This is a genomic window from Betaproteobacteria bacterium, from assembly GCA_016713305.1.
Taxonomy (GTDB): domain Bacteria; phylum Pseudomonadota; class Gammaproteobacteria; order Burkholderiales.
Genome location: JADJPK010000009.1, coordinates 20,611 through 33,300, shown reverse-complemented (window position 1 = coordinate 33,300; position 12,690 = coordinate 20,611). Strand labels below are relative to the sequence as shown.

Genomic DNA, 12,690 nt, shown 5'->3' with positions numbered 1-12,690 from the left:
TCCGGGCGACGAAACGGCCAGCGGACTGCCGTTGCCGTTCAGAGCGCCGCGTGCCGTTCGCTGCCTCGTGACGAGTCTTCTGCTCCCTGCACTTCCCTCATCACACTCCGGTGTACAGCCAGGACGACACCCCACATGGCGGGGTCAGCCTCGCTTCGAGGAGCCTTCGAGGAATCGCCAGTTCGCGCGGCGGGCCGCAATCTCGAGCAGGAAGAACAGCAGCGCGGCGCCGGCGCACGCGGGCCAGAGGGGCCTGGGCACGGGCCTGCCGGCCTGGGCAGGCGCGAAGATCTCGTCGCTGCCGGGAGCGTACTTTCCGCCCGTCCGTTCGCTCAGGGCCTCGAGCAACGGGATATCGGCGGGACCGGGCCGGAACTCGTCTTCGGTGGCGTAGTGAAGCGTGCGGGCGCCGACCCTTGCGATCTCCGATGCCGGGAGGCCCGGACCGGCCTGGAGTTCGAACCGGTATGGGGCCGGCGATCCGGCTAGCAGGGGAACTCGGGCGACGTAGGTACCGGGCGCCGATTGCCGCAGCGCCACCTCCGTGCGTGTCCCGTCCGGTCGAAAGACTCGCACTATGGGCGACAGCCCGTCGCGATAGCCCCCTTCCGGTGTGAGCGCTGTCAGGCGCAGAAGGCCGGATCCACCTTCACGCGTGATCCGCCAGCCGAGTTCCGGCGTCCCGGCGCCACGTGCGGCATCGCGCACCACCTGCGCCCAGAACCGTGCGTATCCGGGCCAGGCCAGCCAGTCGCTCGCCCAACGGTTCCTGGCGTCGGACAGGAATGCCACCGTCTTGCCCAGGCCGTAGCGGGTCTCTGCGAGGACGGGCTCGGCCGGCCGGGCTTCAAGAAGCACTTCGGAGAAGCGCTTCGGCTTGGTGGCGACGTACCCCTTGAGCGGGGGCCCCGCCACGAAATCCAGCCCGGTCAGTGTCTCTCCGTGGTTCCGCACCACTGGTCTGAACGATTCCTCGACCATGGACGTGCCCAGCAGGCGCCGTGCTTCGGTGACGAACAAGGCCGGGATCTCGCTGTCCTGGCGGGCCCAATAGCTCTTGCCGCTGCCCAGTTCCGCCAACGTGGCCATCAACTGCACGTCGGGCTCATCGCCGATCGACAGCGTGGAAAGCGTGATGTTCGCCGCGGCCATGCCGGCGACGAGATCCTCCAGCCTGCGGTTCCCCGCCTGTGCGCTCGAAGCGTCGCCCAGCATCCGCTCGATGTGGCTTGCGCTGTAGCCCTGCTCCTCGAGGATCTTCCGGATGTCCCTGCGGGGAGCTCCCCTTCCCTCCCTTGGCACCGGGTTGGGCGGCGCTGAGGTATGACCATCCGACAGCAGGATCACGTGCTTGGTGACCGACCGGGAGTCCCTGAGCACCTCGAGCGCGCGAGCGAGGGCTTTCTGGATGTCGGTGTGGCCGCCGGTTTCCAGGCCGCTGATCGCGTCCTCCGCACGCCGTTTTCCGCCGACTTCCGCGAGCGGGAACACCTCTCGCGGCTGCGAGTCGAAGGCGATAACAGCCAGCCGCTGGTCGGATTCCATCATGTCGAGGGTCGCGAGCGCCGCCGACTGCACCGACTCGAACTTGGCGCCCAGCATGCTGGCGGAACTGTCGATGAGTAGCAGGAGATCCAGTCCCCTGGGCTTGCGGCGGGCTTCGAAACTTCACCGGCAGCAGGCGCTCCACCGCGCTCCCGGCGAATGCATCCTTGCCGAAAGTGTTCTCTCCCGCGACGAACACCAGACCGCCGCCGTCGTCGCGAACGAACCGCTCGAGATGGCGGCCCGCATCGCCGGCGAGCCGCGCCGCCGGGATGTCGTTGAGCACGACCGTGTCGGCGCCGCGCAGACTCGCTTCCGGATCTCGCGCGAACTGCGCCGCCGCAACGCGCTCGACTTCCACGCCTTGCGATGCGAGTGCCTCGGCGAGGTATCCCGCGCCGATCGCCTCGCCCTCCACCTGCAGCACGCGCAGGCGGGGAGCGACCCACACGCTGCCTTGCCAGGTATCCCCCGATTCGCCGCGCGCTCCCAGCAAGACCTTGATCTCCCGGGTGCCTCCTCGCTGGAATCGAAGGTCGACGGGAACCTTGTTGTGTCCCGCGACGAAATCCACACGACGATCGAACAAGGTCTCCCCGGCTGAGACGACCTGCACACGGGTCGTCATGGCTGTGTGCGCATGCAGCCTCACGTGCAGCGTGACGGGCTCGCGCTCGCGCACGGTCTCGGGCACGTCGAGGCCGTCGATCCAGGCACGCAGTCCGGAGAGGGTCGGAGCCGGCAGCGCGAACACGCGTACGCGTTCCGACTGCAGACGTGGCAACGCTCGCCAGACGTCGCCGCTCGTCTGCTTGCCGTCGGTGATCAGGACCAGGCGCCTGTCGTCCCCCGGCGCGAAGCCCAGGAGAGACGCCTCGATGGCGCGTTCCAGATCCGTTCCCGTCCTGTCGATCGTGGCGGCCGCTTCGGCCGGGTTCGCGGAAGATGCCCCCGCAAGCCTGGCAACGTCGTCCAGATTCCGCAGCAGCCTGGCCTGGTGCGCGAAGACGACGTAGCTTTCGTGCTCGGGGCGAAAGTGTTCGCCTGCCCGGCGCGCCCATTGCACCGCCTGACCCAGGAACTCCGGCTGGACACTGGCGGACATGTCGAACGCGTAGACCACGCCAAGGGAATTCGAGCGCGTGTGGACGAAGGGGGAAGCCAGTCCCAGCGCCACGAATGCCAGCGCAAGGGATCGCAGAACGGTCACCAGCCAGATCCTTCGACGCTCGCCCGAACTGGCACGATGCCGGGCAAGCCACCACGCGATCGGGGCCGCAAGCAGCAACCACAGGGCCCAGGCATTCGCGATACCGACGTGCAGACTCATTCGGTCACCCGACGGCTGAACGCGGCCCACTCGAAGGCGAGCAGACCGAAGGCCAGTGCCAGCAGCCCTTCCCAAGGCTCGGGCCAGTTCCAGCCCGGAACCGTGGACGCCTCTGCGAGGGCCCCCGGGTCCTGGAGGGACCGTCGATTGATCTGGGGCAGATGCGGATCGATGGCATTGGCGACCACGACGAGCTGCTTCTTGCCATCCTCGACCACGTAGACGCCGGGCCGGGAGGCTTCGAACAGAGTGCCCGATCCCGTTGTGGTCGCGGCGATCCGCTGGCGGCCGCCCTCGGTGACGCGCGCACCCGGAAGCGGGGCTTCGACATAGCCGAGACCTTGGCTCGTGACGTCGGGGCTTTCGGTGAGCCTGGCCAACGCGTTGCCCAGGAAGATCGGAAAGCCGGGCTGCAGCGGAAAGTTGGAATCCTGCGGAGAGAACCCCACCGCGATCCAGTGGGAACGGGCGCGCCCCTTCATGATCAGCGCGCCACTTCCCGCTGCATCTGGCGCAGTGCCTGCCGTGACCACCCCTGCCCCGGCGATCCCTTGCCCCACGAATGCGCTCATGGGGCGCAGTCGGGCCCAGTCCACGCCTGCCGTCAGCGGATCGGAGTCGTCCCAACCCGTGACCACTGCGGGCGTCAGCGCCTTCCAGCGAATGCCGAGCCACTCCGCAGTCAAGGGACGAAACAGAAGCACGCCGGCGTCCGGTGGACGAGGCGGTGCATTCCCGTCGAACACGTAAGCGTCTGCAGAAGGCAGCCCGGAGCTCAGGCTCGGAGAGCGTACGGTCAACGCGATTCCGGGCAGCGCGCGCAACGAATCCTCGAGAACGGGGTTACCGCGGGTGACGAGGACAACATGCCGGATGCGATGAGCCGACACCACGCAATACGCGGTGTCGTCCAGATCGAAGGCATCCCTTGCGTCGCGATGTGCGCCCGCAGTGGACCTTGGGCGATGCTGCTCACATCGAGGGCCAGATTGGCGGTGGAGGCTGCGCCGACGTCGAACTGCCGCTCGATGCGATAACCGTCGGCGCCGACCACTTCCAGCGAGACACGCTTGACGGTCCCCGCCGCATTGGTGATCTGGAGGAAGGCGCTGTAGCGGGCGGGATCGGCGGGCAGCGGCCGCGCGGTGAACGCGGTGATGCCGACGTTGTCGGCAGGCTCGAAGACCGAGTGCACCCTCATGGCCTTCGGCACATCGCTCACACCCACGCCGTCCGTGAACAAATAGGCGTCGGTGATTTCCGCGCCGGTGGGCAGGGGCGGGACGCGCGTGCGAGCCTCTGGCGAGAGAGCCAGGCGGCCGAGCCGCTCGGCTGCCTCGCTCGCAGGAAGGAAGCCGCTGAGCGGTGCGCGCCCGGCCGTGTCCAGCAGCAGGACTTCCGCGCCGCGACCGGTTTGCAGAATCAGGCGGCGAGACGCATCGAGCGCATGCTGCCACCGCGTGCGTCCGTCGGCGGTGCGCGCGCCCATCGACGCGGAGTTGTCCAGTATCACGGTGATGCGCTGCGGCGCCGGCTCCAGAGCGGGCAACTGCAGGTGCGTCAGCGCCAGAACCAGGCAAAGCCCGATCGCCAGCGAGAGCAGCAGCGACAGCAGCCAGCGCCAACGTCGCTTGCGGACGCCTCCCTTCGACGCGATCCGCTGCCACAGCACGGTCGACGCAATGGTGATGCGGCGCGTGCGTGGTCTGATCAGATACAGGAGACCGATGAAGACGGCCACGGCGGCGATCAGACCAAATGCACCGGCGGTCGAAAGCACGGCGAAGTTCAATGGAACCGCCTCGGCAGCGCGTCGCTTCTAGACATTGGAACGGCCGGTGTCGAGGCAGTGATCACGGCCGGGCAAGGCGACCGCGAAATTCGACGGATGGCGGTTGCCACGCATGATCGGATCTCAACGTTCCTTGCCGTGCTCGGTCAGGAAATAGCGTCTGACCGACGCGCGATACGCGACGGGAATCTGCTCCCGCGCGAGCGCCGCGTCGCTCGCCCCGGGCCGCAACGCACGCACCGCGGACAATCCGACACGGGCGGTCCCCGATTCGGTGACGGCATAGGGACTTTCCTTTCCATGCCGAGTCGATTCGCCTGCCGCGACCTTGTCGTCCACGCGCTGCATGCGTGTGGCGGGTCGCGTTCCCGGCGAGCCCGGCGCCGATTCTTCCGGGTTCCCGGACGGCCCCTCCGGCGGGGTGCCCTCGCCTGCGTCCGTTCCGGAGGTGAGCGTGACTGCGTGCAACGCTTCGCTGTCGCCGGGCTCGGCTTGCCCCCTTCTTTGCGATTCCGGCCCGGGAGGGGACCCGTTCGCCTCCTTCAAGTGGCTATCCCCTCCTTCTTCGCCCAGCTTGGAAAGCGCGTCCTTCAGCGCACCGATCTCGGTGTCGAGGCGGTCTGTCGGAGGCTCGGGCGCCCTTTCCTTCTCGCCCGCCTGCTCGGCATCCTCGAGGTCGTCGGGCTCCGGCGGCGCTTTCCTGGGAGGGCTGCCATCGGACGGCAGTCCGGGCAATCCGGCCGAGAGGTCTTGCCCGGCCCGGGCCAAGCCGTCGCCCATCGGGTCACCCGAATCCTGGGCCGCCGGCGCGGCCTTCGCGGCCTGTGCCGCGCGGTCCAACAGTTCCCGAACGCGTTCGGTATCGCCTGCTTCGACCGCGCGCTTCAGTTCAGCCAGCTCCGCGCCGCTTCGAAGACTCCCCGCCAGTGCTTCGGCGCGGGTCCACACGGCCTGGTCCGCGCCGGAGGCCGCGGCCATGGCCCTTGCCCTCGACGCAATCTCGCTTCGCACGCCCGTGTCGTCGTCGGAACTCGGCTGCACATCAAGGCTGCGAAGGACACCCGCGCTGCGATCCGCAGGCACGACCGTACCGCTGCCGACGAACATCAGCGCCAGCACGGCGGCCCCCAGCCCTGCCGCGGCTGCGAGGCTGCGCGGAACACACAAGGGAAAGACGGCGGCTGTGTCGAGTCTGCCGGTCGTTCGCACGGCCCGTCCGAGCACCAACGCCTCCCAGGCGGAAGGCGTTTCCTGCCGCGCGAACCAGCATGCGCTGGCCAGTTCGTCGTTCAAGCGGCAACGCGCGTCCGCGAGGGCCGCCACGTTCTGGAGAGAACGCCTTCGCGTGCAGCGCCACGTCAGCCAGCCGATGGCGGCTGCTCCAGCGAACAGGAAAAAGGGCACGAGCGCGGCCCGTACGGATGCCGGCATCCCCGAGCGCTCGAGCAGCAGGTACAAGGCGGCGGCCGCGAGCAACACGCAGGCGGTCCAACCTGCATCACGCAAGCAGTCGTTCGCACGCAAGCGCCGCCCGCCGCGACCCAGCCAATCGAACGGCAGGTGGCGCTCGGATATCGACGTTTGAACGGCTCGCGGTTTCACTGGGGCCGGGGGTGCGGGGGCGATGCCGCCGGTCGCTCGCTGGGACGCGAGGCGATGGACCTCGGGCACGAAGCGATTCGCCGGAGGGGCGCGTCACGAAGTGGAGTGGCGACCGTATCACACGCCCCGGTCGAACTCAAAGAACGAACCAGCGCAACGCACGGGGCGAGGCGTGCCCGCGGAGAACCGGGCTCGCAGGCACCTCACGTCAACGTCGCGCGTGGAACGTTTCGTTGCCCGTCCCTCGCCCTCCGGGCCTCGCGCCGGTCCGTTCGCCGGAACGCGTGTGTGACCGGGGCACCGGTTCATGTCCCGCGTCTGCCGATGCGATGAGTTCGTCGCGTCGCAAGTGAAGCGGGGGCGGCCACAACCTGATGCGGAGAAGCAGAAACCCAGGGGTGCAGCCGTCAACGGCGCGGTGGATTGGCGCGCCAGAACACCGGCCGGCCCGCAGCGATCGACTCTTCCAGATGCAGGGACGGCACCATGTCGTACGCGTACTCGTTGAGTGCGGCAAGGAGTCCCTTGACGCGGTCCGGATGGCTCGATGCAACGTTATGGGATTCTTCGGGATCGTTCGCGATGTCGAACAATTCGATGCGGCTCGGCAGCGACGCGTGCAGGATGAGCTTCCACTCCTCCACGCGGATCGCTCCCGCGAAATCGTCCACGTTGAGCAGGATGTCCTTGCGACCGATCCGTTTGCCTTCGGCGATCGCCGGCCATGCGTCCTTTCCATCGGGCTTCCTGGGTTGTTCCGTCGCAGCGCCCGCGAGAGTGAGCAGGGTGACGTACATGTCGGTCACGTGCAGCGGTTGGGTCACGATCGTTCCGGGCGGAATCCTGCCCCGCCACGACGCCAGTGCCACGACCCGCAGTCCCCCCTTCGTACAGACTGCCCCGGCCTTCGCGATTGCTTCCGTTGTCGGCCGCCGGCCGGTCGATATCGCGGTCGCCGGTGACGTAGCGCAACGGCACCGCGCCGCCATTGTCACTCTGGAAAACGATGAGGGTGTTGTCCAGCATGCCTCGCTTTTCGAGCGCGGCGACGATGCTGCCCACAGCGGAGTCCAGTGCCGTGACCGCCGCTGCGTAGCTGCGGCGTGCATCGTCCGGAACATCCCGGTAGGGGTCCAGGTACGCCTTCGGCACGCCGTGGAACTGCGCCGGCGTGTTGAAGGCCGCCATCACGAAAAGCGGCGAGGACCGGTCGTGCGTGGCGATGATCCGGGCGGCATCGCGCGCCAGCAGGTCGGTCACGTAACCTTCCTCCTTGACGCGCCGGTCGTTGCGGTACCAGTCCGCACTCGCACTCTTGCGCAGTTGCGGATCCACGTCTCCGGCCAGCGAACCGTAGAAGAGATCGAAGCCGCGCTGCCCGGGCCAGTGCTCGCGCTGGGCATGGCCAAGAAGCCAGTTGCCCACGAAGGCGGTCCGATAGCCGATCGCCTTCAGCGCCTGCGGCAGGGTGCGCTCTTCCGTCGGCAGGCCATAGCGGCTGGAAGGTTCCAGCGAGAGCGTCTGGAGGCCGTACCGCATCGGATAACGGCCGGTCAGCAGCGCGGCCCGTGTCTGGGTCGAGTAAGGCTGCGAGTAGAACGCATTGAAGATCGCTCCGCCGGCCGCCAGTCGATCCAGGGTCGGCGTACGAAGGGTCCCGCCGTGGAATCCGACGTCCTTCCATCCGAGGTCGTCGGCGAGCACGTAGACGATGTTGGGAGGCTCCGCCGCCTGGAGCCGGGGACTCGCTGCGAACGCCAACGCAAGCAGCAGCGCGAACCACGCACGGCCATTGCCACGATCGCCAGGTCGCGTGAGATTGATGTCCATTTCCGTCCTCTATTCGTCGACTGGCTCGATGATACGGTGGGACACGGCGTCGAACAGGCGTGCCGGGTGCGATATTGCTGCGGGCCTCCGCCTGCGTCGAGTCGACGAAGGATCACGGCAGTTCACGATCGCCATGACTTCGTGGGTGGCGGGCATCGTGGGGACAGATTCAACGTCGGGAGATGGTGATGCTTCGTGCGGTGCGCTTCGCCGCAAGGCCGGACGACAGCCTTGTGGACCCGTGCGAACGGAGGCGTACGACCGCCGCGTCGGCGACGCCTGGATTCGCTTGGTCGCTGCGTCGGAAATGGCTGGACACGTGCCGACGCGGCCCCGAAAACCTCAGCGGAATGACGACGGGCGTTCCGAAGGTGTCGGGCGCATTGGAGGCGGGGGTCGGAATCGAACCGGCGTAGACGGCTTTGCAGGCCGCTGCATGACCACTCTGCCACCCCGCCGGTGCACACCAGCGAAAACGAAACGGGGAAAACGAATGTGGTCAATCGTTTTCCCCGGAGGAATTCTGGAGCGGGAGACGAGACGTTTACTAGGACAGTAAGTCGTTGTTTCCCAATCACTTTCTTCGCCAAGGTGGTCAGCGAAGACCTCAATTGTAGCCTTGTTTTTTGCCCTCGGCAACCAAGATCGTCCAAAGAAGTCCACCGACGTCCATAGACACGGACTGAGCACACAAGACACACAAGCGCTGGATGCGTCAGCACTACCTTGAGCAGCGGACCGGCTTTCTCTTCTCCCGCAGCGATCGCATCGTAAGCAATGGATGGACGCCCCCACCCGCAGTTGAGCGAACCTCCCACAGTCCAACCACCAGAACCGAGAGGGGCGTCTATCGCGTGGGCCAACGGGCCGACACGTGCAACTGGATCAGTTCGGTCGTCAGCCGGCGATACAAAAATGTGGCCGCGGTAGCGCTTGCGAACAAGAACGCGCGAATCGTGTGGGCGCTGCAGGCACATGACCCGGCAGTTCGATGCGGGCTATGTGGGTAGCCCAGCCGCAGCCTGAACCAGCGCAACGAAGAACAACTACCACACGGAGGCCTCCTGGACGAGGTTGTAATGGCGCCGCTTGCTCTCTAGGTTCACCTGGACCAGGGTCTGCGGATTGACACACGTAGACCACGACCTTGCGGCGCAGCACATCCGCAGGCCGCAGATCATGGCTGGACATCATCAGCCTCCGGATTGTCAAGGCCGGCGGCCTGCATCAACACGGCGGCGAGCGCCTGCATCGCCGTCGCGCACTGCTCTGGCGTCGCTGCCAGGAGCACGGACCTCCCGAACGTCATGCACAGCTGCCGCGGGCCGACCACCAGGGGCGGCCTGGCTTGCAAGGGATCCAGACTCGAACTTGTCTTCATGCGAAGCTTCTCCGACGGTGTGATGAACACCCGGCAAGCTTCGCCGATGGCCTTGCTCGACCAGCAGGCGGTGCCGATCCGCGAGCGCCTTGCACGATGCGCGTGGACTACCCAGGGTGAAGGCAAAGCACGCGGCCTGCATCCAGCATCCAGCCGGCGACCGCGATGACAACACCGTGGCCGACCTCTACGTGGACGAGTTCACCGGTTGCGCGGCGCTCGTTGTACACGGGGCGCAGTCGTCGGCCGTACAACGCGTGCCCACGGTAGAAGAACTCAACTTCTTGCCCGACACGGAGAACTGCCCGGCTCGGTCGTTGCCCAGGTAAAGCTGCATAGACATTGCCGAGTACGTCACCGCAGGATGGGTGCAGTTGATGAAATGTCAGCGGCGTGCGCCGGACACGACCTCGGAGCCGATGGCGCGCAGGTCGGCCGGCGCCGCAAACTCCTCGCTGCGTGCACTGCGGCCTTAGGCTGATTGTTGATCGTCATACCCTACCTCGTTGCTCACTGATCTATCGGGGTAGGTGCCGCAGCTCATTGGCACGGAGGAGCTCTAAAAACCGTTGACCTCTCCAGACCCGCCATATGCAGCCCATCCGCCGTCTACGAACAGTTCAGCACCGGTGATGTAGGAGGACCAACTTGACAACAGGGAAGGCAGCCGCACGCGCGATCTCAACCGGTTCCGCTAAGCGGCCCAGAGGCGTGCGACCGATAATGCGCGCGGCGTCGGTGGCGCCACTCTCGATGATTCCACGGGCCATCGGAGTGAGCACGTATCCTGGGGCGATGGCATTAACGCGAATGCCCAAGTGCCCCCACTCTGTCGCGAAACATCGCGCCAGATACGCGACTGCCGCCTTCGAAGTGCCGTAGGCACTGCGCCGGGGTTGGCCGTTGTAACCGGCGATAGAGGTGACAACCACCATCGCGCCGGCGCGGTGTGGCGCCATGTGCTTTGCTGCAAGGCTGCAGACGAACTGGGTCCCGCGCACGTTAACGTCCATCACCCGCTGCCAGTCACTGATCTGCTGCGCCATCGCCGGCGCCAGCTTGTGGATGCCGGCGCAGTGAAATACCGCATCCAGACCACCGAGTTGATCGGCTGCGCCATCAACCATGCGAATGGCATCCGCCTCCACTGAAACATCGCCGACCTGGAATCCCACCGCTTGGGTCTCAGCGGCAGCCTCGGAGGCGGACCGCGCCTCTACATCGGCGACTACGACACGGGCACCCAGCAGCGTGAATAACTCGGCTGCCGCCTTTCCGATCCCACCGGCACCGCCCGTCACCAGTGTTCTCCGTCCTGCCAAATCAAAACTTTGCATACCTCAACTTCCTCCGGTAGGTCACTGGGTTCGCGTGCGGAACGATCGCGAATGAACGGAGATTATTCCCGAGTAAGGGGTCGGGACGCGCGATTTAATGTGAAGCGCTACATCAGAAAATCTGACTATGGACATGAAAAAAATGCCATCTCCCGCCCCTGTATCGCTGACGTCAGCTTGGTCTTGCATGCTGATGCGAGACACGCCGATGGTTGGGGCCAGATGGGTCTCGCCGGTGCCCGGCTCGCCGACCAGCACGACGTTGTGCTCGTTGTCGGTGAAGGCGGTGCTGGCCAGCATTGGTGACGAGCGCACGATCCACCGGCGAGACCTCGAAGTCGAAGCCTGCCAGGTCGCGATGCACCGGGAAGCGGGCCGCGTGCATCTGGTGGCTGACCGAGCGCATCGCGCTGTCCGTGGCCTCGGCCTGTAGCAGGTGTTCGATGAGCCAGCGCGAGGACTCGATGCCAGCGCTATGGCGCCCGCACCACCGCCTTGCTCGACCAGATCGGCCCACGCGCCGGCCATGCCGTGCAGGCGCAGCGCCTTCAGTTCGATCAGCACGTCAGTCTTCATGGCGGACCTCCTGGGCGACGCTGTCGTTCACCGCACGCAGGCGGTCATAGCGCGCGGTGTCGGCCAGCGGCGCCGTGATGGCCCTCACGTGCGTGGATGCTGTCGGCGTGATGGGCGCCGCGTTCAGCCGGCCCAGCACGTTGACCACGTGCTCCACGCTGCCCTTTCCCGGTGGCCCGGTCTCCAGCGCCAGGTCCACCGCGACCAGCACCGCATCCAGCCCGGCCGCCGGCACAATGGCCAGCACCTGTGCCATCACGCGGTGACCGCCTGGGTTGCGCAGCAGCCCGCCGCGCAGGCGCTGCAGGGGCTCGGGCATGTCGGCGAACGGCGCGCCATTGCGCAACGCGCCAGGCTTGCGCTGCAGCAGCGGGATGTAGTGCCGCCAGTCGTAGCGGGTCTCCCCAGCGTTGCTCAGCCGGTCGTGGCGCGCGACGATGCTGTCGCCCGCCACGATGGCCACGCTGGCGGGGTACAGCCGCGTGCTGACCATCTGCCCGTGCAGCTCGCACCGCACCGAGTGGCGCAGGTGCTGGACACCCGTGCGGGCTTCTCCACGTAGCCATCGAACGGCGCCGGCATGGGCATCAGGTGCGCGCGCTCGTGCTCCAGCAACTCGGCCAGCCAGGCGTTCAGCTCGGCGAAGCTGAAAAACTTGTGCTTGGCCGCCTCGATCCAGATGCGCCGGCGGCTGTCCTGCACGTTCTTCTCCACCACGCCCTTCTCCCAGCCGGAGGCCACGTTGCAGAAGTCCGGATCGACCAGGTAGTGCGCGCACATGGTGGCGAAGCGCTCGTTGACCACGCGGCCCTTGCCCTTGCGGACCTTGTCCACCGCGGTCTGCTGCTCGATGTTCTTGATCGGTACGAACCTCATGGTCGGCCGAGCCACTGCTTCGCAGATGGCCTGCGCGTCGTTCGCATCGTTCTTGCCTCGCTTGCCAGCCATGCGATACGGCGCAACGAACCTGGGGGCCATCAGCCGCACGGTGTGGCCCAACTTCTCGAACTCGCGGGCCCAGTAATGCGCGCCCGAGCAGGTTTCCATCCCGATCAAACAAGGAGGCCAGGAGGCCACCAGCTCCACAGTTTACAGCGGCGCACCTCCGGCCTTCTCTGCTCGACCAGCCCGCTTTTGCCGACAGCGTGCACGGCAAAGACGTTCTTGGCCAGGTCAATTCCCACGATTGCAATCGGCATGGTCATCTCCTTCGGCTTCAGCTGACGGTGAGATCTCCATGCTGACATCGACGATGCTGCTACCAGCCAGCGCCGCTACGACCAGGGAAGTCACTGGC

General features: G+C 66.5%; 11 protein-coding genes, 1 tRNA gene and 4 pseudogenes. 4 read left to right on the top strand and 12 right to left on the bottom strand.

Annotated features, from left to right (window positions below; genetic code table 11):
* Positions 1–144: 144 nt before the first annotated feature.
* Positions 145–1,602 (bottom strand): VWA domain-containing protein, encoded by a 1,458-nt coding sequence (locus tag IPK20_12465; GenBank protein MBK8017438.1) that lies wholly within the window; start codon positions 1,600–1,602, stop codon positions 145–147.
* Here IPK20_12465 and IPK20_12460 point away from each other — a divergent pair.
* Together IPK20_12460 and IPK20_12455 are read left to right on the top strand one after the other, a co-directional pair.
* Complete coding sequence (locus tag IPK20_12460; GenBank protein MBK8017437.1) at positions 1,601–2,149, top strand: hypothetical protein; 549 nt, start codon at positions 1,601–1,603, stop codon at positions 2,147–2,149. The two genes, IPK20_12465 and IPK20_12460, sit on opposite strands and share 2 nt — an antisense overlap.
* Positions 2,150–2,423: 274 nt before the next feature.
* Positions 2,424–2,561: a hypothetical protein gene (locus IPK20_12455; protein MBK8017436.1), complete on the top strand. Its 138-nt coding sequence runs from the start codon at positions 2,424–2,426 to the stop codon at positions 2,559–2,561.
* A gap of 310 nt (positions 2,562–2,871) precedes the next feature.
* On the opposite strand, the gene IPK20_12450 is transcribed toward IPK20_12455, so the two are convergent.
* The 6 genes from IPK20_12450 to IPK20_12425 all read right to left on the bottom strand — a co-directional run bounded on the left by IPK20_12450 (position 2,872) and on the right by IPK20_12425 (position 8,557).
* Positions 2,872–3,579, bottom strand: coding sequence for a hypothetical protein (locus IPK20_12450; protein ID MBK8017435.1), 708 nt, complete (start codon positions 3,577–3,579; stop codon positions 2,872–2,874).
* 92 nt (positions 3,580–3,671) lie between these two features.
* The gene (locus IPK20_12445; GenBank protein ID MBK8017434.1) at positions 3,672–4,667 is read right to left on the bottom strand and encodes a BatA domain-containing protein; all 996 of its coding nucleotides are present in this window, start codon (positions 4,665–4,667) and stop codon (positions 3,672–3,674) included.
* 123 nt (positions 4,668–4,790) lie between these two features.
* Entirely contained in the window at positions 4,791–6,146 is a 1,356-nt protein-coding gene (locus IPK20_12440; protein MBK8017433.1) for a hypothetical protein, read from the bottom strand.
* 530 nt (positions 6,147–6,676) lie between these two features.
* On the bottom strand, positions 6,677–6,862 hold the full coding sequence (locus IPK20_12435) for a hypothetical protein (protein ID MBK8017432.1): 186 nt from the start codon (positions 6,860–6,862) through the stop codon (positions 6,677–6,679).
* The gene (locus IPK20_12430; GenBank protein ID MBK8017431.1) at positions 6,825–8,099 is read right to left on the bottom strand and encodes a sulfatase-like hydrolase/transferase; all 1,275 of its coding nucleotides are present in this window, start codon (positions 8,097–8,099) and stop codon (positions 6,825–6,827) included. The genes IPK20_12435 and IPK20_12430 overlap by 38 nt, the downstream gene beginning before the upstream one ends.
* Positions 8,100–8,483: 384 nt before the next feature.
* A tRNA-Cys gene (locus tag IPK20_12425) sits at positions 8,484–8,557 on the bottom strand.
* A gap of 420 nt (positions 8,558–8,977) precedes the next feature.
* Between IPK20_12425 and IPK20_12420 the strand changes: the two are divergent.
* Positions 8,978–9,109, top strand: a pseudogene (locus IPK20_12420) (IS110 family transposase).
* A 167-nt stretch (positions 9,110–9,276) separates the two neighbouring features.
* Here the strand turns inward: IPK20_12420 and IPK20_12415 are convergent.
* The gene (locus IPK20_12415) at positions 9,277–9,480 is read right to left on the bottom strand and encodes a hypothetical protein (protein MBK8017430.1); all 204 of its coding nucleotides are present in this window, start codon (positions 9,478–9,480) and stop codon (positions 9,277–9,279) included.
* 116 nt (positions 9,481–9,596) lie between these two features.
* Here IPK20_12415 and IPK20_12410 point away from each other — a divergent pair, with 116 nt between their 5' ends.
* A complete protein-coding gene (locus IPK20_12410) occupies positions 9,597–9,809 on the top strand; it encodes a hypothetical protein (protein ID MBK8017429.1) in 213 nt (70 codons plus the stop codon).
* 230 nt (positions 9,810–10,039) lie between these two features.
* On the opposite strand, the pseudogene IPK20_12405 reads toward IPK20_12410, so the two are convergent.
* From IPK20_12405 to IPK20_12390, 4 genes and pseudogenes are all read right to left on the bottom strand, one after another.
* A pseudogene (locus IPK20_12405) lies at positions 10,040–10,817 on the bottom strand (SDR family oxidoreductase).
* A gap of 21 nt (positions 10,818–10,838) precedes the next feature.
* Complete coding sequence (locus tag IPK20_12400; protein ID MBK8017428.1) at positions 10,839–11,393, bottom strand: ATP-binding protein; 555 nt, start codon at positions 11,391–11,393, stop codon at positions 10,839–10,841.
* Positions 11,383–12,248: pseudogene (locus tag IPK20_12395) on the bottom strand (IS21 family transposase). The gene IPK20_12400 and the pseudogene IPK20_12395 overlap by 11 nt, the downstream one beginning before the upstream one ends.
* Positions 12,234–12,592, bottom strand: a pseudogene (locus IPK20_12390) (transposase). The pseudogenes IPK20_12395 and IPK20_12390 overlap by 15 nt, the downstream one beginning before the upstream one ends.
* Positions 12,593–12,690: the final 98 nt, after the last annotated feature.

What these genes read in the sequence shown, in the direction of transcription:
- IPK20_12460 (MBK8017437.1), top strand. Translation starts at nt 1,601, where the DNA reads ATGCTGGCGGAACTGTCGATGAGTAGCAGGAGATCCAGTCCCCTGGGC.
- IPK20_12465 (MBK8017438.1), bottom strand. Translation starts at nt 1,602, where the DNA reads ATGCTGGGCGCCAAGTTCGAGTCGGTGCAGTCGGCGGCGCTCGCGACC.
- IPK20_12455 (MBK8017436.1), top strand. Translation starts at nt 2,424, where the DNA reads ATGGCGCGTTCCAGATCCGTTCCCGTCCTGTCGATCGTGGCGGCCGCT.
- IPK20_12430 (MBK8017431.1), bottom strand. Translation starts at nt 8,099, where the DNA reads ATGGACATCAATCTCACGCGACCTGGCGATCGTGGCAATGGCCGTGCG.
- IPK20_12415 (MBK8017430.1), bottom strand. Translation starts at nt 9,480, where the DNA reads ATGAAGACAAGTTCGAGTCTGGATCCCTTGCAAGCCAGGCCGCCCCTG.
- IPK20_12400 (MBK8017428.1), bottom strand. Translation starts at nt 11,393, where the DNA reads ATGAAGACTGACGTGCTGATCGAACTGAAGGCGCTGCGCCTGCACGGC.